14 protein-coding genes are annotated in these 21,285 nt (G+C 63.6%); 8 read left to right on the top strand and 6 right to left on the bottom strand.

Going from position 1 to position 21,285, the window contains the following annotated elements; all coding sequences use genetic code 11:
* Window positions 1-37 precede the first annotated feature (37 nt).
* The gene (locus CIT31_RS32065) at window positions 38-505 is read left to right on the top strand and encodes an Lrp/AsnC family transcriptional regulator (RefSeq protein ID WP_095521895.1); all 468 of its coding nucleotides are present in this window, start codon (window positions 38-40) and stop codon (window positions 503-505) included.
* Here CIT31_RS32065 and CIT31_RS32060 read toward each other — a convergent pair.
* From CIT31_RS32060 to aztA, 4 genes are all read right to left on the bottom strand, one after another.
* Window positions 502-840, bottom strand: a complete 339-nt coding sequence (locus tag CIT31_RS32060; protein WP_095521799.1) for a protein tyrosine phosphatase family protein — start codon at window positions 838-840, stop codon at window positions 502-504. The two genes, CIT31_RS32065 and CIT31_RS32060, sit on opposite strands and share 4 nt — an antisense overlap.
* A 153-nt stretch (window positions 841-993) precedes the next feature.
* Window positions 994-1,932: a zinc ABC transporter substrate-binding protein AztC gene (gene aztC, locus CIT31_RS32055; protein WP_095521798.1), complete on the bottom strand. Its 939-nt coding sequence runs from the start codon at window positions 1,930-1,932 to the stop codon at window positions 994-996.
* 22 nt (window positions 1,933-1,954) lie between these two features.
* On the bottom strand, window positions 1,955-2,830 hold the full coding sequence (aztB, locus tag CIT31_RS32050; protein ID WP_095521797.1) for a zinc ABC transporter permease AztB: 876 nt from the start codon (window positions 2,828-2,830) through the stop codon (window positions 1,955-1,957).
* Window positions 2,830-3,636 (bottom strand): zinc ABC transporter ATP-binding protein AztA, encoded by an 807-nt coding sequence (aztA, locus tag CIT31_RS32045; RefSeq protein ID WP_095521796.1) that lies wholly within the window; start codon window positions 3,634-3,636, stop codon window positions 2,830-2,832. Before aztA ends, aztB begins: the two co-directional genes overlap by 1 nt.
* Before the next feature lie 224 nt (window positions 3,637-3,860).
* On the opposite strand from aztA, the gene CIT31_RS32040 reads away from it, so the two are divergent.
* Window positions 3,861-4,205, top strand: a complete 345-nt coding sequence (locus tag CIT31_RS32040; RefSeq protein WP_095521795.1) for a RidA family protein — start codon at window positions 3,861-3,863, stop codon at window positions 4,203-4,205.
* A 168-nt stretch (window positions 4,206-4,373) separates the two neighbouring features.
* Here the strand turns inward: CIT31_RS32040 and hutC are convergent, their stop codons facing one another.
* Window positions 4,374-5,120 (bottom strand): histidine utilization transcriptional repressor HutC, encoded by a 747-nt coding sequence (hutC, locus tag CIT31_RS32035; protein ID WP_095521794.1) that lies wholly within the window; start codon window positions 5,118-5,120, stop codon window positions 4,374-4,376.
* On the bottom strand, window positions 5,117-6,469 hold the full coding sequence (locus tag CIT31_RS32030; protein ID WP_095521793.1) for a formimidoylglutamate deiminase: 1,353 nt from the start codon (window positions 6,467-6,469) through the stop codon (window positions 5,117-5,119). Before CIT31_RS32030 ends, hutC begins: the two co-directional genes overlap by 4 nt.
* A 100-nt stretch (window positions 6,470-6,569) precedes the next feature.
* Here CIT31_RS32030 and hutI point away from each other — a divergent pair, with 100 nt between their 5' ends.
* The 6 genes from hutI (at window position 6,570) to CIT31_RS32000 (ending at window position 21,276) form a co-directional block, all read left to right on the top strand.
* Entirely contained in the window at window positions 6,570-7,805 is a 1,236-nt protein-coding gene (gene hutI, locus CIT31_RS32025; protein ID WP_095521894.1) for an imidazolonepropionase, read from the top strand.
* Window positions 7,802-9,343, top strand: coding sequence for a histidine ammonia-lyase (gene hutH / locus CIT31_RS32020; protein ID WP_095521792.1), 1,542 nt, complete (start codon window positions 7,802-7,804; stop codon window positions 9,341-9,343). Before hutI ends, hutH begins: the two co-directional genes overlap by 4 nt.
* Window positions 9,343-10,161: an N-formylglutamate deformylase gene (hutG, locus tag CIT31_RS32015; protein ID WP_425350689.1), complete on the top strand. Its 819-nt coding sequence runs from the start codon at window positions 9,343-9,345 to the stop codon at window positions 10,159-10,161. Before hutH ends, hutG begins: the two co-directional genes overlap by 1 nt.
* A 39-nt stretch (window positions 10,162-10,200) precedes the next feature.
* Window positions 10,201-11,871, top strand: coding sequence for a urocanate hydratase (hutU, locus tag CIT31_RS32010; protein ID WP_095521790.1), 1,671 nt, complete (start codon window positions 10,201-10,203; stop codon window positions 11,869-11,871).
* Between the two features lie 8 nt (window positions 11,872-11,879).
* Window positions 11,880-12,467, top strand: coding sequence for a HutD/Ves family protein (locus CIT31_RS32005; protein ID WP_095521789.1), 588 nt, complete (start codon window positions 11,880-11,882; stop codon window positions 12,465-12,467).
* Window positions 12,468-12,714: 247 nt separating this feature from the next.
* A complete protein-coding gene (locus tag CIT31_RS32000; RefSeq protein WP_095521788.1) occupies window positions 12,715-21,276 on the top strand; it encodes a glycoside hydrolase family 94 protein in 8,562 nt (2,853 codons plus the stop codon).
* The last annotated feature ends 9 nt before the right edge of the window (window positions 21,277-21,285 follow it).

Raw genomic sequence — 21,285 nt, 5'->3', positions numbered from 1 at the left:
AGTGATGCTCGAACTGTGCACGTATGGAGACGAATCCATGGATGACGCGCGCGTTGACCAGTTTGATCGCAAGATAATGGCTCTGTTGCAGGGCGACGCACGGCTGACCAACAACGATTTGTCGGAACGGGTGAACCTGTCGGCGTCGCAATGTTCGCGTCGCCGCCAAAGGCTGGAGGAGGACGGCTACATCAGGGGCTATCGCGCGGTGCTCGACCGCGACAAGCTCGGCTTCTCGCTGGTCAACGTCATCTCGGTGACGCTCGCCACCCACAACCGCGACAATGCGCAACGCTTCGGCGAATTGGTGGCGCGGTTGCCGGAAGTGCAGGAGGCACACGCGCTGACCGGCGAGATGGACTACATCCTGAAGGTGGTAACGCCGGACCTGAAGTCACTGTCGGAATTCGTCAACGGCGTGCTTCTGCCGCACGAATCAGTGCAGCACGTGAAGACGGCGATCGTGCTCGAAACGCTGAAGGAAACCGGCTCGCTGCCGATTTAGCCCTTCGACTGCTGGATCAGCCCGTAAAGATTGGTGCAGCGGGCGCCGGAACGGCAATAGGCGAACACCGGGCCTTCGAGTTCGTCGAGCGCCTCGGCCTGGTCCTCGACGTTTTCGGCCGTGATCTGGCCGCTGATCACCGGGATGTAGCGGAAGGCAAGCCCGGCTCCCTCCACCGCTGCCTTGACGGTGTCGGCCGATGGCTGGCCGGGTTGCTCGTCGTCGGGCCGGTTGCAGATCACGCTCTTGAAGCCGGCGTCCTTGATGGCGGCGACGTCCTCGGGCTGGATCTGGCCGGAGACCGAATAGTCCTCGCTGATCTGACGGTATTCCATGGCTCTGTCCTCGCAATCTGAATTTAGCGGCAGTCTTGCCACTCCCTGGCATGGGCGGCAATCCGCATCGGGGGAATTCTCTGCCAAATAGATATTGCGGGCCGGAAAATCCAACCGGGGCGATAATGCCCCGATCGCATAGACACGCTCGAGTCAGCTTCCAAGGATCGCGCCTTTGATCTGGGCGATGTTGTTGTGCATCAGGTCGATATAGGTCGAGGCCGGGCCGTCGGGCTGCGACAGCGCATCCGAATAGAGCGTGCCGCCCACCTTGATGCCGGTCTCGCTGGCGATCTGCTCGATCAGCCGCGCGTTGGTGATGTTCTCGATGAAGACAGCCGCCGCCTTGTCCTGCTTCACTTGGCTGACCAGCTTGGCGACGTCGGCAGCGGACGGCTCCGACTCGGTCGACACCCCCTCGGGGGCCAGGAAGGTGAGGCCATAGGCCTTCTCGAAATAGCCGAAGGCGTCATGCGAGGTGATGACCACGCGTTTCTCTTCCGGGATCGACTGGATTGCCGCCTTCACTTGGCCTTCGACCGCATTGAGCTTCGCGGTGTATGCTGCGGCATTGGCGTTGTAGCTGTCGCAACCCGCGGCGTCGGCGGTGCAGAAGGCGTCGGCGATGTTCTTCACATAGATTTTGGCATTAGCAATCGACTGGAAGGCATGCGGATCGGTGGCCGTTTCGCCATCGGTATGGGCGCCTTCAGCGGCATCGGCATCGGCGAATTCGGGTTTGAAGTTGATCGGCGTGACGCCCTTGGTCAGAACGGCGATCGTCGCCTTGGTGGCGCTGGCGTCGACCAGGCGCTGCAGAAAGCCTTCGAAATGCAGGCCGTTTACCAGCACCACATCCGCACTCGCCATCGCCATCGCGTCAGCCGGGCTCGGCTCGTAGACATGGGCATCGCCATCCGGCCCGACGATGGTGGTCAGATTGATGCGGTCGCCGCCGACATTTTTTGCGAAATCGGCAATGATCGTGAAGCTGGCGACCACTTTCAACGGCTCCGCGAGGGCCGATGACGCACCAAAGGCAGTTAACGTTATAACGCTCATTGCCAAGGCGGCGCGGATCGATTTCAGCATGGACAGCTCTCCTCTGTTGGGATCAGGCGGTTCTGTGGCGGTGATGGATAATGCGGGCGCGCAGGATACCGCGCGTGCCGAACAGGATCGAGGCAAAATAGACGACGCCCGCAGACAGGATGATGGCCGGGCCGGAAGGCAGCGACACGTGATAGGACAGAAGCAGCCCCGCGACGCAGGAGGCAAAGCCGATCAGCACCGCCAGCAGGCACATCGGCTCGACGCGCATGGTCCAGAAGCGGGCGGCGGCCGCAGGCAGCATCATCAGCCCCACGGAAAGCAGCGTGCCGAGCGCCTGAAAGCCGCCGACCAGGTTGAGCACGACGAGGCCGAGGAAGATGAAATGCACCGGGCTGCCTAACCGGCTGACCGAACGCAGGAACAGCGGGTCGAGACATTCGGCGACCAGCGCCCGCCAGAAGATGGCGAGGCTGACCAGAGTAACCAGCACGATGCCGCCGATCAGCGTCAGCGCTTCATTGTTGAGCGCCAGCACGGTGCCGAACAGCACATGCATGAGATCGACACTGGAGCCGCGGATCGACACCATCAGCACACCGATGGCCAGCGAAATCAGATAGAAGGCCGCCATCGAGGCATCCTCTCGCTGGATGGTAAAGCGCGAGACGGCGCCGGCGCCGAGCGCGACGATGATGCCGGCAATCAACCCGCCGATGGTCATCGGCAGGATCTCCAGCCCATAGAACAGGAAACCGGCGGCGGCACCTGGCAGGATGGCGTGGGCCATGGCGTCGCCGGAAAGGCTCATGCGGCGCAGCATCAGGAAGACGCCGACGGGGCAGGCGCCGAGCGACAGTATCAGTGAGCCGAGGAGCGCCCGTTGCATGAAGGCGAAATCGGCAAACGGAGCGATGAAAAGACCGTAGAGCGCGTCCATCATGCCGCCCTCGGCCCGGAACCGTGATGATGGTCGTGCCCATGATCGTGAGGGTGATCGCCGTGCTCATGGTTGTCGGGCTCGCACCAGGGCGCGTTCTCCTCCCAGGCTTCATGGAAGCGGCGCGCGCGCAACAGGTTTTCCGGCCGCAGCGTTTCCTTGGTCTCGCCCCAGGCGATTGGCTGGCGCGCCAGCAGCAGCGTCTCGGGGAAATTATGGCGAACCAGATCCAGGTCGTGAACGACCACCATGATGGTGCGCTCCTCACCATGCCAGCGCTTGATCAGCGTGATCAGATCGCCGACGGTCTTGGTGTCGACGGCGTTGAACGGCTCGTCGAGCAGGATGAGATCGGCGTCCTGCAGCAGCACGCGGGCAAACAGCGTGCGCTGCAGCTGGCCGCCCGACAATGTGTCGATCGGGCGCTTTTCAAAGCCGCCGAGGCCGACGGCCATCAGCGCCTGGCTGACCGAATCGCGATCTTCCCTGGTATGGCGGCCGAGCAGCCCGCGCCGTGGCCACAGGCCCAGGGAGACCAGATCGACGACCCTGGCCGGAAAGGAGCGGTCGAGCTCCGACTGTTGCGGCAGATAAGCGGCGCGCACGCCGGGCGCGCGGACAACCGTGCCGGCCATCGGCTTCAATACACCGACGATGCCCTTCATCAAGGTCGACTTGCCCGAGCCATTGGCGCCGACGACGGCGGTCAACGATCCCCGGCGGATCGTGCCGTCGAGATGATGGATTGCCGGATGGCTGTTGTAGCCCAGTGTCAGGTCGCGGAAGGTCAGGCAGGTTTTGGTCATGTGACGATCCGTGGGACACGACTAATACGGCAGCGGCGGTTGATATGTGATGTTATTACATTAGTCAACAAGTCAATCCGGCGGAATTGCGGCGACCGGAGCAATTTGGCGTGTGCCTATTTTCGCCCCACGCCTGCTGGCTCAAGAGGATTCGCTCATGCAACCTTGCCCCCGGTGGACCGCGACTCTAAAGAGGCGCGACCCACAAAGGAAGGAAACGTCCCATGAGCATTCGTCGCATCGATGTTGGCCCGCGCATGAGCCAGATCGTCATCCACGGCAATACCGTCTATCTGGCCGGTCAGGTCGGCGAGCCGGGCGGAAACGTCGGCGCCCAGACAAGGGACATACTGGGGGCCATCGACGAATTGCTGGCCAAGGCCGGTACCGACAAGACCAAGATCCTGCAGGCGATCATCTGGCTGGCCGACATGAGCACGTTCGCCGAGATGAACGCGGAGTGGGACAAGTGGGTGCCGCAGGGCCATACCCCGGCGCGCGCCACCGGCGAGGCCAAGCTTGCCGGACCGGAATATCTGGTCGAGATCATTGTCACGGCCGCGATCTGAGGCAGAGCTCTTTACCCTCCCCTTGAGGGGAGGTCGGCGAACAGTCGAAGCGAAGCGGAAACGAGACGGGGTGGGGTTCGGCGAAGCTGCACCGACCCCACCCGCGTCGCAAAGTGCCGCCCTGCGGCATTTGCTCCGCGACTCTCCCCTCAAGGGGGAGGGTAAGAGTTACCCCTGCGAAGGCGTGAACCTTGCCACCAGCGTGTGGCTCTCGGCCGCATAGGTGAAACGGACATGGGTGACGGGGTGCTCGGCGCTCCATGTCCGTCGCTCGACCACCAGGCACGGTGCGCCGACCGCGATGTCGAGTGCCGCCGCAATGTGTCTGTCGGCGGCGACGGCGCGGATGCGGTGCTCGGCGGCGCTCCATGGCACGCGGGCGATCAGCCACGGCCCGGGCGCGATGGCATGAAATTCCTCGTCGGCGGCCTCGGCCACGGCGGCCAGGTTGATAAGCCGCTGTTCGCGGGCGAACGGCCGCTTGCCGGCGAAATGCCGGCATTCCAGCGCCAGCACAGGTCCGGCAGCAGCGAGTTCCAGCAAGGCGCGATCCTCCGCGCTGCTGCGCCTTCTGTGTCGCGCCACACGCTCGTAGCGATAGGGCAGGCCGAGCGCTTCGACCTCGATCCTGATGTCGTGGATTTCCAGTACCGCGGCTTGCGACTGCGGCCGCCGGACAAAGCTGCCGGAGCGGCGGCGGCGCTCGATCAGCCCGGCCTTGGCAAGCTGCGACAGCGCCTTGTTCACCGTCATGCGCGAACAGTTGTACTCGGCCGTCAGTTCGTGCTCGAACGGAATGCGTTGGCCGGGCGCCCAGGCGCCGGACAGAATCCGCTCGCTGATGTCGGACAGGATGCGCTGATGCAGCGAGAGAGGCTCGCCGACGTCCACATCGATTGTTCCGATCATGCTCATGCCGAAAGCGCCGTCATCACCTTGCGAAAACGCGCGGCAATGGCATCGCGCCTTGCATGCCTGCCGCCACTGACCAGTTTCTTGCCATGCACCCAGACGCAATCGATATTGGTGGCGTTGGCGAAGATCCAGGCATCGAGCACCGCATCGCCCGTCTTGCCGGCCAGCGAGGGATGATTGGCATCGAGCGAGACGAAATCGGCCGGGGCACCGGCGGCGATCCGCGAGAGGCCTGCGCCAAGCGCGGCGCTGCCGCCGTCGAGCGCGGCATCGAATAGTGCGCGGCCGGTCGAACCGCCGGCGACCGCCAGCACGTTGCGGGCACGGTGGGCGAGGCGCTGCGAATATTCGAGCTGCCGCAATTCGTCGGGCAGGCCTATCAGCACGTTGGAATCGGAGCCGACGCCGAAGCGGCCGCCATGTTGTTTAAACAAAGGTGCTGCAAAGGTGCCGTCGCCGAGATTGGCCTCGGTGATCGGGCAGAGGCCGGCGATGGCCCCGCTTTTCGCCATGGCCGCGGTCTCGGTCTCGGTCATGTGGGTGGCGTGGATCAGGCACCAGCGCTTATCGACATTGGCATTGGCGAGCAGCCATTCGACCGGCCGCGCCCCGGACCAGGCAAGGCAGTCCTCAACCTCCTTCACTTGCTCGGCAATATGGATGTGGATCGGTCCGCCGGGTACCATTGCCGCGATGTTTTCCAACTCCTCCGGTGTCACGGCGCGCAGACTGTGCGGGGCGATGCCGACGACCGCGTGATTCAAGGTGCGAACGGATTCGCGGCATTTCTCAACAAGCCGCGAGAACCGATTCACATCGTTGATGAATCGCCGCTGGCCTTCGCTCGGCGCTGCGCCGCCGAAAGAGGCATGCGCATAGAAGACCGGCAGCAGCGTCAGCCCAATGCCGGTGTCGGCAGCCGCGGCAGTGATGCGCTCAGCCATCTCGGCGACGTTGGCATAGGGCTGGCCGTCACGGTCGTGGTGGAGATAGTGAAACTCGCCGACCCGGGAGAACCCGGCCTCAAGCATTTCGACATAGAGCTGGGCGGCGACCGCCTCGACCTGGTCCGGCGTCATCGACAGCGCGAAGCGGTACATCACCTCGCGCCAGCTCCAGAAACTGTCGGCAGAAGGGCCGCGCAACTCGGCGAGGCCGGCCATGCCGCGCTGAAAGGCGTGGCTGTGCAGGTTCGGCATGCCTGGCAGCAGAATGGCATGGCGTTCGTCGCCGGGCCGGGGGGTGGTGTTAGGTTCGACCGTGGCGATGCGGCCTTCACTGGCGACGATCCGGGCATTGGAATGCCAGCCGTCGGGCAGAAGCACCTGTTCCGCAAAGATCGCCGTCACGTTTTTCTCTCCGATTCCCTGTGTCCCGTGCAATGATACCACTTGCAGGGCATCTCAATATGTATATACATAATCGCAGTAGATTGAAACGGAAAAGATGATGGCAGGAGAGAGCAAAGGTCGGGCAGGGGAGGTTCGCCTCTGGCGCAATGCGCGTTTGGCAACCATGGCTGACAGCGCCGCCGCACTGGGTATCGTCGAAGACGGCGCGATCGCTGCGCGCGATGGCCTGATCGTCTATGCCGGCCCGGAAGCCGACTTGCCGGCAGCGCTGGGCCAAGCAGCCGAGATTATAGATTGCGAAGGGCGTTGGATAACGCCGGGCCTGATCGACTGCCACACTCATCTGGTCCATGCAGGCAACCGCGCTAACGAATTCGAGATGCGGCTGGCCGGCGCGACTTATGAGGAGGTGACTCGAGCGGGCGGCGGCATCGTCTCGTCGGTCAAGGCGCTGCGGGCTGCCAGCGAGCACGAACTGGTTGCGCAGTCGGTGCCGCGCCTCAACGCGTTGATCGCGGAAGGCCTCACCACCATCGAGATCAAGTCGGGCTACGGGCTCGATTTTGAAAACGAGAGGAAATCGCTGCGCGCCGCGCGGCTCCTGGGCGAAAATCATCCAGTAACAGTAAGGACGAGCTTCCTCGGCGCCCATGCCCTGCCGCCTGAAGCGAAAGGCGACAAGGACGCTTTTATCGATCTGGTCGCAAAGGAGATTTTGCCGGCCGTCGCTGCCGAGGGCCTGGCCGATGCGGTCGACGGTTTTTGCGAAGGCATCGCTTTTTCGCCCGAGCAGATTTCTCGCGTGTTCGACGCGGCGAAAGCGCTAAATCTGCCGGTAAAACTCCACGCTGACCAATTGTCCAATCTGCACGGCGCAGAACTTGCGGCGCGTTATGGCGCCCTGTCGGCCGACCATCTCGAATACACTGACGAGGCGGGTGCGGCGGCGATGGCGAGGGCAGGAACCGTGGCGACGATCCTGCCCGGCGCCTACTATTTCATCCGTGAGACCAAGAAGCCGCCGATCGGTCTGTTTCGCCAGCACGGCGTCAAAATGGCGGTCGCCACGGACTGCAATCCCGGCACATCGCCGCTGACCTCGCTGCTGCTGACCATGAACATGGCGGCGACTTTGTTCGGTCTGACTGTTGACGAATGCCTTGCCGGTGTCACCCGCGAGGCCGCCCGCGCGCTGGGACTGCTCGAACAGACCGGTACGCTGGAGGCTGGAAAATCAGCCGACCTGGCGATCTGGGATATCGACCGCCCGGCCGAGCTCGTCTACCGCATGGGCTTCAACCCGCTGCATGCCCGCATCTGGAGAGGACGATGAGCGAACTCAAACTCCAGCCGGGCAACACAACGCTGGCCGACTGGCGCGAAATCTATCGTGGCGCGGTGCCGAAGCTGGACGCTGCCTGCCGGCCGAAGATTAGGGCGAGCGCCGAGGCGGTTGCGCGGATCGTCGCCAGGGGTGAGCCGGTCTATGGCATCAACACCGGTTTCGGCAAATTGGCCAGCGTCCGCATTCCCCCCGCCGACCTCGAGACGCTCCAGCGCAACATCGTGCTGTCGCATGCCGCCGGCGTCGGCGAACCGATGCCGGTCGCTGTTTGCCGGCTCATGATAGCACTGAAGCTTGCCAGCCTGGCGCAGGGCGCCTCCGGCGTTCGGCCGCAGACCATTGAGTTGCTCGAAGCAATGCTGGCCAATGACGTCATTCCGGTGGTGCCGGCGCAAGGCTCGGTCGGCGCATCCGGCGACCTTGCGCCGCTGTCGCACATGACGGCGGTGATGATCGGCGTCGGCGAGTGCTTTACCCCGCATGGCCGGTTTCCGGCCAAGGTCGCTTTTGTCTCACACGGGCTGGAGCCGGTCACGCTTGGCGCCAAGGAGGGGTTGGCGCTGCTCAACGGAACGCAGTTCTCGACCGCCTATGCATTGGCCGCCCTGTTCGACGCTGAAGTGCTTTATCAGTCGGCGCTGGTGGCCGGCGCGCTTTCGACCGATGCCGCCAAGGGCTCCGACGCCCCCTTCGATCCGCGCATCCATCTGCTCAGGAAGCATCCCGGCCAGATCGAGACGGCAGAGGCGCTGCGCAACCTGATGGCCGGCAGTGCCATCCGTGAATCGCACCGCCTCGGCGACGAGCGGGTGCAGGATCCGTACTGCCTCCGCTGCCAGCCGCAGGTGATGGGCGCGGCGCTCAGCGTGCTGCGCCAGGCCGCCGACACGCTGGGCACCGAGGCCAACGGCGTCACCGACAATCCGCTGATCTTCGCCGAGGACGACACTGCGCTTTCCGGCGGCAATTTCCACGCCGAGCCTGTGGCTTTCGCTGCTGACATGATCGCGCTCGCCGTCTGCGAGATCGGCTCGCTGTCGGAGCGGCGCATTGCCATGCTGGTCGACCCGGCGCTGTCGGGCATGCCGGCTTTCCTGACACCGAAGCCCGGCTTGAATTCCGGCTTTATGATCCCGCAGGTGACGGCGGCAGCACTCGTCTCGGAAAACAAGCAGAAGGCTTATCCGGCCAGCGTTGATTCGATCCCGACCTCGGCTAATCAGGAAGACCACGTCTCGATGGCAGCGCATGGCACGCGCCGGTTGATCGGCATGGTCGAGAATGCGACGGCCGTCATCGGCATCGAATTGCTGGCCGCTGCGCAAGGCTGCGATTTCCATGCGCCGCTGGCATCGAGCGCGCCGCTCGAAGCGGTGCGCAGGCTGGTCAGGGCCGAGGTGCCGCATCTCGACAATGACCGGCATTTCCATCCCGACATGGAAAAAGCCATCGCTATGGTGCGCAGCGGCGCGGCGGTGAGGGCGGCGAGCGCGGTGGCGCTGCCGGCGATTTCTGGAGCCGCATGATGAACGAGCGCGACTGGCTTACCGTCCATGAGGGAACCAAGCCGCTGCTTGTCAGCTTGCCGCATACCGGCACCGATCTGGCTGGTTTGGAAGATCGGTTCGTTTCGCCGTGGCTTGCACGTCGCGACACGGACTGGTGGATCGAACAACTCTATGACTTTGCGGCCGATCTTGGCGCCAGCGTTGTTCGGACGTCAATCTCGCGCAGCGTCATCGACGTCAATCGCGATCCGTCAGGTGTTTCTCTGTATCCCGGCCAAACCACTACCGGTCTTTGCCCAACGGAGACGTTTGACGGCGATCCGCTCTATCGCCCCGGTTTGGAACCAGACGCTGAAGAGATAGAGCATCGGAGCCGTCGCTTTTTTCATCCGTATCACAGCGCAATTGCTGGAGAAGTTGCGCGGATAAAGGGCGCTCATGGCAGGGCCGTGGTCTATGACTGCCACTCGATCCGCTCGGTGCTGCCGCGGCTGTTCGAGGGAACGCTGCCGCTGTTCAATTTGGGCACCAATGCCGGCAAAAGCGCCGATCCGGCCTTGCAGGCGATAGTCGAAGAGATCCTCGCCGGAACCGGCGAGACATACGTTGTAAATGGCCGCTTCAAGGGCGGCTGGATCACCCGCCATTTCGGCCAGCCGCAGAACAACGTCCACGCGCTGCAAATGGAACTCTCCAACCGCGGCTATATGCGCGAGCCAGAGGGCAAGGGGACGCCCGCCAATTGGCCGGTGCCTTACGACCCCGCATTCGCCGCGCCGATCCGCGCCACGCTGAAGCGGATCCTGGAAAGCGCGATTGCCTGGGCCGGGCGCTGACGCTCCGCCGCGCAGCTCATTCGAAAGGAAAGTGACGCCATGACCGATCCTCGTCATAACATCCGCGAAGTCCGCAGCCCACGCGGCAGCGAGCTCAATGCCCGCTCATGGCTGACGGAAGCGCCGTTGCGCATGCTGATGAACAATCTCGATCCCGACGTCGCCGAAAACCCCAACGAACTGGTCGTCTATGGCGGCATCGGCCGGGCGGCGCGTACCTGGAACGACTTTGATGGCATCGTCGCCTCGCTGAAGACGCTTGGAGATGACGAGACGCTTCTGGTGCAGTCCGGCAAGCCGGTCGGCGTGTTCCGGACTCACACCGATGCGCCGCGCGTGCTGATCGCCAATTCCAACCTCGTGCCGCACTGGGCGACATGGGAGAAATTCAACGAGCTCGATAAGAAAGGCCTGATGATGTACGGCCAGATGACGGCCGGCTCATGGATCTACATCGGCACGCAAGGCATCGTGCAGGGCACCTATGAGACCTTCGTCGAGGCCGGCCGCCAGCATTACGGCGGCAACCTCAGGGGCAAATGGATCCTGACTGGCGGCCTCGGCGGCATGGGCGGCGCCCAGCCGCTGGCTGCGGTCATGGCCGGCGCCTGCTGCCTGGCGATCGAATGCGATCCCGACCGTATCGATTTCAGACTGCGCACCCGCTATGTCGACGAGCGCGCCGACACGCTCGACGAGGCGCTGGAAAAGATCGAGCGCTGGACCAGGGCCGGCGAGGCGAAATCGGTCGGCCTGGTCGGCAACACCGCCGACATCGTGCCGGAACTGGTGCGGCGTGGCGTGCGCCCCGATATGGTCACCGACCAGACGTCGGCGCATGATCCGCTCAACGGCTATCTGCCCAAGGGCTGGTCGCTCGCCGTATGGCGCGAGAAGCGCATCAGCGACCCGAAGGCGGTCGAGAAGGCGGCGCGCGCGTCGATGCGCGAACATGTCGAGGCGATGGTGGCGTTCTGGAACGCCGGCGTGCCGACGCTTGATTACGGCAACAACATCCGTCAGGTGGCGAAGGAGGAAGGATTCGAGAACGCCTTTGCCTTCCCGGGTTTCGTGCCGGCCTATATCCGACCGCTGTTTTGTCGCGGCATCGGCCCGTTTCGCTGGGCAGCCCTCTCCGGCGAGCCCGAGGACATCTACAAGACCGATGCCAAGGTGCGCGAATTGACGCCCGGCAACACCCACCTGCACAACTGGCTCGACATGGCGCGCGAGCGTATCGCCTTCCAGGGCCTGCCGGCGCGCATCTGCTGGGTCGGTCTCGGCGATCGCCACCGGCTCGGCCTCGCCTTCAACGAAATGGTGGCGAAGGGCGAGCTCAAGGCGCCGGTGGTCATCGGCCGCGATCATCTCGATTCCGGCTCGGTTGCATCGCCGAACCGCGAGACGGAATCGATGAAGGATGGCTCGGACGCCGTGTCCGACTGGCCGCTGCTCAATGCGCTGCTCAACACCGCCTCCGGCGCAACCTGGGTGTCGCTGCACCATGGCGGTGGCGTCGGCATGGGTTTTTCGCAGCATGCCGGCATGGTTATCGTCGCCGATGGCACGCGCGAAGCGGCCAAACGCCTGGAGCGGGTGCTGTGGAACGACCCCGCAACCGGCGTCATGCGCCACGCCGATGCCGGCTATGATCTCGCCATCGATTGCGCCAGGGAGCACCAGCTCAACCTGCCAGGCATCCTCGGCTGAACCGCGCCTTGCGCATTCTCCGGGCAGCCGAATACCGGTCTATGCCGTGGAAGAACGGCGGCGGGGTGACGACGGAAATCGCAGTCTCGCCCGCAGGTGCTGCGCTGGACGATTTCGACTGGCGCATCTCCATGGCGCGCGTCGAAAGCGGTGGGCCATTCTCCGGGTTTACCGAAGTGGATCGAACCTTGGCCGTGCTGGAAGGCGAGGGGATTGTCCTTGACATCGCCGGCCGCCCGGCCGCTACGGTGACCAAAGCTTCCGCCCCGCTTTCCTTTCCGGCCGATGTGCCGACGCAGGCGGCGCTGATCGCCGGTCCGATTATCGATCTCAATGTTATGACGCGGCGCGGACGGATAACCCATGCCGTCGAACGCGTGATGATTTCGACCTCGACGGATATCCACTCGGTGGCCGATGTGACTCTCATCCTGTGTTTTGACGGCGAGATCACGGTGGCCGGCGCGGCGCCTGTCCGCATCGGACCGCGCGATACGCTGTTGCTCGGGCCGGACGCCTTGAAGTGGTGCCTGGAGCCTGCGCGACCGGCGACGCTGTTCGTGATCCGCATCGATCGCGTTGCTGCCAACGATTAACGCCTGTTTCGAAACATGATCACAGCACCGGCGAAATATGCCGTAAGCTCAAGCCCAGATCACGAAAAAGCCCGAATCCTTCCGTCGATCAAGTCCCGGCGGGAGGGAGAGGTGGTTCGTCTGTAAGTTGTGGTGCGAAAACAAACTTTCGGCCCTTGTTTCGATGCAACCAATTGCATTTCATTCGGTTTTAGGGACATTGCCGTGGCGGTGACGCCGCTAACGCGTCCCCCATACGGAATTTTCAATGAATATCCAAACAGACCCCACCCAAATGGAAAAGTCGAGCGCGAGCTTCCCGGCCATCACGGAAGAGCCGATACGCTCCAATTTCCTGCCCGAAGAGCGCCTGCGCACGCTGGGTACAAGCCTCGCCAAGGGCGACGTCAAGGATCTGTTCGGCCTGGGGCCGTTCGATTTCCAGCCACGCATCCGCGACAGTGCCAGGAAGGTCCTCGAAGTCTACCGCTCGACCAATGCCGCGCAGGCTAGAGGCGAGACGATTACGCCGGCGGCGCAATGGCTGCTCGACAACAACTATCTGGTCGAGGAAACCATCTTCCAGGTCAAGCGCGACCTGCCGCACCGCTTCTATCGGGAGTTGCCGACCCTGAAGCTGCGCGACGGCGCCAGCGTGCCGCGCGCGCTTGCGCTGGCCTGGACCTATGTCGCGCATTCGGACAGTTCCGTCTCGGCCGCCATGTTCAAGGCGATCGTCGAAGGCTTTCAGGCCGTCGAGCCACTGAAGATCGGCGAACTCTGGGCGCTGCCGTCGCTGCTGCGCTTCGTTCTGATCGAAAATCTTCGCCGGATCGCGGTCCGGGTCAATCGTACCCGGCAGATGCGCCAGATTGCCAACGAGGTTGCCGACCGCGTGCTGGCGGTCGACGACAGCGCCGACCGTCAGGCGATCCTGTCGAACTACGTCGCCCATGCACAAGACACCACCTTTGCCACCCAATTGCTCTACCGCCTGCGCGACGGGTCGCAAAATGCCGGCAGGGCGCTGGAATGGCTGGAGGGCGAACTCGAAAAGTCCGGCTCCGATGCCGAGGAAATCATAATCAGCGAGCATCGCACGCTGTCCGGCGGCAATGTAACCACCGGCAACATCATCCGCGGCCTCAGGCTTATCAACGATATCGACTGGACGGTTTGGTTCGAAGGTGTCAGCCGCATTGATAGCTTGCTGCGCGAGCGCACCGATTTCGCCGCGCTCGATTTCTTCTCGCGCGACCAGTACCGGACCGCGATCGAAGAAATGGCGCGCCGCTCCGATCGTTCCGAATTCCGCGTTGCCGAAAAGGCGATCGAACTCGCCGGCCATGCCGCTGTCGCCGATACCACCGGCACCGGTCCGACCGCTCACACCGACGTCGGGTTCTTTCTGGTCGGGCCGCGCCGGCTGGAACTGGAAAAGGCGATCGGCTATCGGCCGACCGTCAGCGTCACGATCAAACGGGCGTTCCGCAAGATCGGATGGCTGGGCATTGTCTTGCCGGTGTTCGCGCTGACGGTCCTGCTTCTGGTCCTCTCCGGCAACGCCCTTGCCAATCTCGGCCTGTCCAAATGGTCGATCGCCTTGATGCTGGCGCTGTTTGCCGTGCCGGCCAGCGAAGGCGCGCTTGCCTTCTTCAACACTGTCGTATCGTTGTTCCTGAAGCCCACGCGCCTCGTCGGCTACGACTACAGACGCGGCATGCCGCCCGAGGCCCGAACGCTGGTAGTGGTGCCGTCGCTGATCGGCTCGCGCGACGACGTCGAGGAGAACATCCGCAATATCGAAGTGCATCACCTGGCCAACACGGCGGACGAAATCCATTTCGCTCTGCTTTCGGATTGGCCGGACAGCAAAACCGAAATCGATGCGGCGGATATTGAGATCCTCCAATATGCTCGCGACGAGATCGCACGGCTGAACGCCCGCTATCCCAGCGAAGGGGCGCCGCGCTTCTACGTCCTGCATCGCCGGCGGCTCTACAATGAATCCCAGGGCGCCTGGATGGGCTGGGAACGCAAGCGCGGCAAGCTGCACGAACTGAATCTTCTGTTGCGCGGTGACAGCGACACCACCTTCCTGCCGCTGGATGTGCCGTTGCCTGAAAACGTTATCCATGTGATGACGCTCGACGCCGACACGCGCACCACCCGCGATGCCGTCGCCAGTTTGGTTGGCAAGCTTTGCCATCCGCTCAACCGCCCGCATTATGATGCGGCAAAGCGCTTTGTCACCGCCGGCTACACCATCCTGCAGCCGCGCATCACCGCTTCCCTGACCAGCGGCGACGATGCATCCTTCTTCCAGCGGGTGTTTTCCGCCAATCGAGGCCTTGATCCCTACGTATTTGCCGTCTCGGATATCTACCAGGACGTCTTCGGAGACGGCTCCTTCACCGGCAAGGGCCTCTATCATGTCGACGCCTTCGAAGCGGCGCTGAAGGGCCGCATCGACGAAAACACCATCCTCAGCCACGATCTGCTCGAAGGCGCCCTGGCACGCGCGGCGCTGGTCACGGACGTCGAACTGGTCGAGGACTATCCGACCCGCTATTCGGTCGACGCGTCGCGCCACCATCGCTGGGCACGCGGCGACTGGCAGCTTCTGGGCTTCATTCTCGATCCGCGCTCCGGCGTACCGGCGCTGTCGCGCTGGAAGATGGTCGACAATCTGCGCCGCTCGCTGACGCCGATCTTCTGGGTGATGGCGGCGATCGCCGGCTGGATGTTGCTGCCTTTCACGCAGGCCGCGCAATGGCAGGCGCTGCTGATCCTCACGCTTTTCATGGCGCCGACATTCGATATCGTCCACGCCATCCTGCCGAAAAGCGGCGACCAGACGCCGCGCGGCCATTTCTCGGCGCTGGCGCGCGACGTTGTCTTCGGCACCGCCCTGGTGGCGCTGAAGATCGTGCTGATGGCGCATCTGGCCTGGATGATGGGCGACGCCATCATTCGCACACTCTACCGTCTGTTCGTCAGTCGGCAGAATCTGCTCGAATGGCGCACTGCCTCGCAGGCGCACAAGAATGGCGACAACGATCTCGGCTCCTATTACGGCATGATGTACGGCGCGGTGATTGTCGGGGTCGTCGGCCTCGCCATCCCGGTTCTGGCCGATTCCACCGGAGCTTTCGTCGCCTTCTTCTTCGCGCTGTTCTGGATCGGCTCGCCGGCGTTCGCTTTCTGGATCAGCCGCTCGGCCGAAACCGAGGACCGTTTGCGCATATCGGCGGCTGACATCCATGCGCTGCGCACCGTTGCGCGGCGCACATGGCATTATTTCGAGACCTTCGTGACGGCAGAGCATCACAACCTGCCGCCCGACAATTTCCAGGAAAGTCCGGCGCCTGTCGTGGCGCCCCGCACCTCGCCGACCAATATCGGCGTCTATCTCCTGTCGGTGATTTCAGCGCGCGACTTCGGCTGGATCAGTCTGTCCGACGCGACCACGCGCATCGACGCGACGATGTCGACCATCGAGAGCATGCCGCGTGAGCGCGGCCATCTCTTCAACTGGTATGACACGACGACGCTGAAACCGCTCTATCCGCTCTATATTTCCGCCGTCGATAGCGGCAATCTTGCCGGCCATCTGGTGGCGGTAGCGGCCGCCTGCGCCGAATGGGCGGAGGCGCCTGCAGTTCACCTTCAGGGCGACTTCGAGGGTATTCTCGATACGGTGACGATCCTCGACGAAAGCCTGGCGGAGTTGCCTGACGACCGTCGCCAGTTGCGGCCGTTGCGCCAGCGGCTCGCCGATCGCCTCGACGGCATGCGGCGCGCGGTCGAATCGATCAAAGCACAGCCCGAGATGGCATCGATCCGCACCATCAACCTGGCCGTTCTGGCCGGCGAGATTCGCAAGCTCGCCATCGCCATCCATACCGAGGCCGCATCGACACAGAGCGATACCATCGCCGACTGGGCGGCGAGACTGGAAGCAACCTGCGAAGCGCATGTCCATGACGCGCATAGCGACGACAATGCCGTCGAAGCCTTGCGGGCCAAGCTTCTTTCGCTGCGCGAGCGCACGCGTCGCTTCGCCTTCGAGATGGATTTCTCCTTCCTCATGCGGAAGGAACGCAAGCTCCTGTCGATCGGCTACCGGGTCGAGGAGCATCAGCTCGACGAAAGCTGCTACGACCTCCTGGCTTCCGAGGCGCGGCTGACCAGCCTGTTCGCCATCGCCAAGGGCGATCTGCCGACGGAGCACTGGTTCCACCTCGGCCGGCCGATCGTCGAGATCGGGTTCAAGGGCGCACTGATGTCCTGGTCCGGCTCGATGTTCGAGTATCTTATGCCGCCGCTGGTGATGAAGGAGGCGCAAGGCAGCATCCTCAACCAGACCAGCAAGCTCATCATCAAACGTCAGATCCAGTACGGCCGCTCGAAGAACGTGCCCTGGGGGATCTCGGAAGCGGCCTACAATGCCCGCGACCGCGAACTGACCTACCAATACACCAATTTCGGCGTGCCCGGGCTGGGCCTGAAGCGAGGTCTTGGCCAGAACACGGTGATTGCGCCTTATGCGACCGTGCTGGCGGCGCAGTTCACCCCGCGTGAATCGGTGCAGAACCTTGCCAGACTGAGGCGGCTTGGCGCCCTTGGGCGGCACGGCTTCTACGATGCGGTCGATTTCACCCCGCAGCGCGTGCCGGAGGGCACCGACCATGTCGTCGTGCTGAACTACATGGCCCACCATTCCGGGATGTCGATCGCCGCCGTTGCCGACGCCATCTTCGAAGGACGCCTGCGCGACCGCTTCCACAGCGATCCGGTGATCGAGTCGGCCGAGTTGCTGCTGCAGGAAAGAGCGCCGCGCGACATCCCGACCGCCACCGTCAGGACCGAGGCCGACGAACGGTCGAAGGACGAAACGGAAGTCGAGAGCCCCGATACGCGCATCGTGCTCAACCCGCTCAAGGCGCTGCGTTCGACCAGCGTCATGTCCAATGGCCGCTACTCGGTCATGGTCACCGCGACCGGCTCCGGCTATAGCCGCTGGGGCGAGCTTGCCGTCACGCGCTGGCAGCCGGATCCAACCGAGGATCGGCTTGGCTCCTATATCTTCCTGCGCGACGCCGGCACCGGCGACTGGTGGTCGGCCACCGCCGAGCCGAAGCGTGCCACCGACGAAGAAGTGCAGACGCTGTTCTCCGACGACAAGGCGAGCTTCATCAAGTCGGTGGGATCACTGCGTTCGGAGGTCGAATGCATCGTCATCTCGGAAGGAAACGGCGAAGGCCGGCGGGTGACGCTCTACAATGACGGCCCGGTCGATCGGCATATCGAAGTGACCTCCTTTGCCGAACTGGTGCTGGGCTACGACGCATCCGACAACGCGCATCCGGCCTTCTCGAAAATGTTCGTGGAAACCGAAATCGCTGCGAATAACGGGGCGATCTTCGCCACAAGACGCAAGCGGGAAACGGACGAGCCTGATGTCACCATGGTCCACTTCGTCACCGACCCGTCTGGGTCGACGCGCGACGCCGAGGCCGAAACCGACCGGCGCGCCTTCATCGGCCGCGGCCGCACCATAACCGAGGCCGCCGCCTTCGATCCCGGCGCCAAGCTTGGCGGCCATTCCGGCTTCACGCTGGATCCGGTCGCAGCACTTCGCCGACAGATGCGCGTGCCGGCCAACAAGAAGATATCGCTGACCTTCTGGACTGCCGTCGGCGCCAACCGTGCCGAACTCGAAGATGCCATTGCGCGGCTCGATCATCCGGAAGCCTTCGCCCGTCAGGCGATGCTCGCCTGGACCCGCTCGCAGGTGCAGACCCGTCATCTCGGCCTCAGCCTTGCCGATGCCGCCAATGTGCAGAATCTGGCGCGTTATCTGATCTATCCTGATCCGTTCCTGCGCCTTCCGGCCGAATCGATCGCCTCCGGGCTCGGTAAGCAGTCCAGTCTGTGGCCGACCAGCATATCCGGCGACTTTCCGATTTTCCTGGTCAGGATCGGCGATGTCGCCGATCTCGAAATCGTTGCCCAGGCGCTCCGCTTCCAGGAATATATGCGCGCCCGCGGCATGATGATCGACTTTGTCGTGGTCAACGAGCAGGCTTCATCCTACGTGCAGGATCTGCAACGGGCAGTCGAGACGCTGTGCGAAAACAGCCGTCTGCGCGGCAAGGAGCTCGGACCCCGCCAGCACATCTTCGCCGTGCGCCGCGATCTCATGGACGAAACGACCTACAAGACGCTGCTCGCCGTCGCCCGCGTCGCCCTGCACACGCGAAACGGCACCATCTTCGATCAGATCGAGCGCGCCGAGGCCGCTGCGCTGCAAGCACGGGACGCTTTGCAGCCGGCAGGTGCAGCAGCGCTTCGCGAACCGTCTCCGCCGGCGCCGCAGGCATGGGCTGCCCAGGCCTCGATCGAAGGCAGTGCCGACGGCAGCGGGCTCAATCAGTGGAACGGTTTTGGCGGCTTCGAGGGCGACGGACGCCACTATGTCGTGCGCCTTGCTGGCCGGCGTACGACGCCGCAGCCCTGGATCAACGTCGTCTCCAACGCCTCGTTCGGTTTCCATGTTTCGGCTGAAGGCGCTGCCTTCACCTGGAGCCGAAACAGCCGCGACTATCAATTGACGCCGTGGGCGAACGACCCGGTCACCAACCGGCCCGGCGAGGGCATCTATATCTACGATCACGCCAACGGCCGGGCGTTCTCGCCGGCGGCCGCAGTCGTGCGCGATCCCGCCATGACCTACGAAACATGGCACGGACAGGGTTTTTCGACCTTCCGTTCGAAGCGCGGACCGCTGTCGATGGACTTGACCCATGTGGTGGATCCTGTCGATCCGGTGAAAATCTCCCGATTGCGCATCCAGAATTCGGGTTCGGTGCCGGCGCGCCTGCGGGTTTATGCCTATGCGGAATGGGTTCTTGGCAGCCATCGTTCGCGCACGGCGGCGACCATCGTTCCGTCCAGGGATGCTGTGACGGGCGCGTTGCTGGCGCAAAATCCGTACGGGCTCGACTTCAGCGACCGGGTCGCCTTCCTGGCCACCGACAGCGCGGCACATTCTGTAACGGCCGACCGCGGCGAGTTCATCGGCCGGCACGGCACCAGCGAACTTCCGCATGCCGTGCTCAGCGGCGCCAGCCTGTCGGGCCGCGTCGAGGCCGGCGATGATCCTTGTGCTGCAATTGCACGCGACATCGACATCCCTGCCGGCGGCGACGTGACGCTGCTCTGGCTGCTCGGCGATGCAGCCTCTGCCGAGGAAGCCAGCGCGCTGGTACAGCATCATAGCAGCAAGGATTTCGATCAGCGGCTGGCTGACAACGAACGCACCTGGCGGGGGTTTCTCGACACCATCCAGGTCGAGACGCCGGACAAGGCGCTCAACGCCATGGTCAACCACTGGCTGCCCTATCAGAGCCTTGCCTGCCGCATCCGCGCCCGCTCCGCGTTTTACCAGGCGAGCGGCGCTTTTGGCTTCCGCGATCAGTTGCAGGACACGCTGGCTCTGCTTGTCCATGATCAGAAATTGGCGCGCGACCAGATCCTCAACGCGGCGCGGCGGCAATTCCCCGAAGGTGACGTGCAGCACTGGTGGCTGCCGCGCACCGAGGCAGGCGTCCGCACCATGATTTCCGACGACGTTGTCTGGCTCGCCCACGCCACGTCACACTACTTGCAGGTGACCGGCGATACCGCGATCCTGAGGGAACAACTGCCCTTCATCGACGGGCCGCCTCTGGAAGAAGGCGAGCACGACGCCTTCTTCACCCCGGAGATCTCGAAGAAGACCGCTTCACTCTATGATCATTGCGCACGCGCACTTGACCTTGCGATCAAGCGCAGCAGCCCCGCCGGACTGCCGCTGATCCTCGGTGGCGACTGGAACGACGGCATGAACCGTGTCGGCGAGCACGGTAAGGGCGAGAGCGTCTGGCTGGGCTGGTTCCTGCTGAAAACGCTGGGCGACTTTGCACCTGTCGCCAAGGCGGAAGGCGATCCCAAGCGCGCGCAAGCCTGGACGAAACACGCTGACGTGCTGAAGCGGGCGCTGGAAAGCACGGCCTGGGATGGTGAATGGTACCGTCGCGGCAGCTTCGACGACGGCACGCCACTGGGGTCGCGCGGTTCGCAGGAGTGCAAGATCGACTCGATTGCCCAGTCGTGGAGCGTGCTGTCGGGCGAGGGCGATCCGGCGCGGTCGACGACGGCGATGCAGCAGGCGATGAAAATGCTCGTCGACGACGAGCTCAAGATCGTCAAGCTTTTCACCCCGCCCTTCTCCAGGACGGAACAGAATCCAGGCTACATCAAGAGCTACCCGCCGGGTGTCCGTGAAAACGGCGGCCAGTACACCCACGCGGCGACATGGTTCGTCATTGCGCTCGCCGAAATGGGGCGCACCGACGACGCCTACCGCTGTCTCTCGATGCTCAACCCGGTCAACCACGCGCTCGACGAGGCCGCTGCCGAGCACTACCGCGTCGAGCCTTATGTCGTCGCGGCCGACGTCTACGCCGGGCAAGGCAAGGGCGGCCGCGGTGGCTGGACCTGGTACACCGGCTCGGCCGGCTGGCTTTATCGCGCGGCGGTCGAGGGCATCCTCGGCATTGAGCGCAGGGGCGAGCGCATTCGGTTCAGGCCGAAACTCCCCAGCCATTGGAATGGTTATACAGCAACGCTGAAGGTGCTGGGGGCCGAACTCAGGGTTCGCGTTGTCCGCGACGCCAAGGTCAAAGCCATCTCGTTAGAGGTAGATGGTAAAAAGACGAAGGCTTCGTCTTTCGAACCGAAAGCCGGCGACAAGGCCGAGGTGGTCGTCAGGATACCGGCGTAGTTCCAAGGA

The sequence above is a fragment of the Mesorhizobium wenxiniae genome (assembly GCF_002284535.1).
In the GTDB taxonomy this organism is placed as follows: domain Bacteria; phylum Pseudomonadota; class Alphaproteobacteria; order Rhizobiales; family Rhizobiaceae; genus Mesorhizobium; species Mesorhizobium wenxiniae.
Note: the sequence above shows the minus strand (reverse complement) of the source record. Positions and strands in the feature narration are given on the sequence as shown.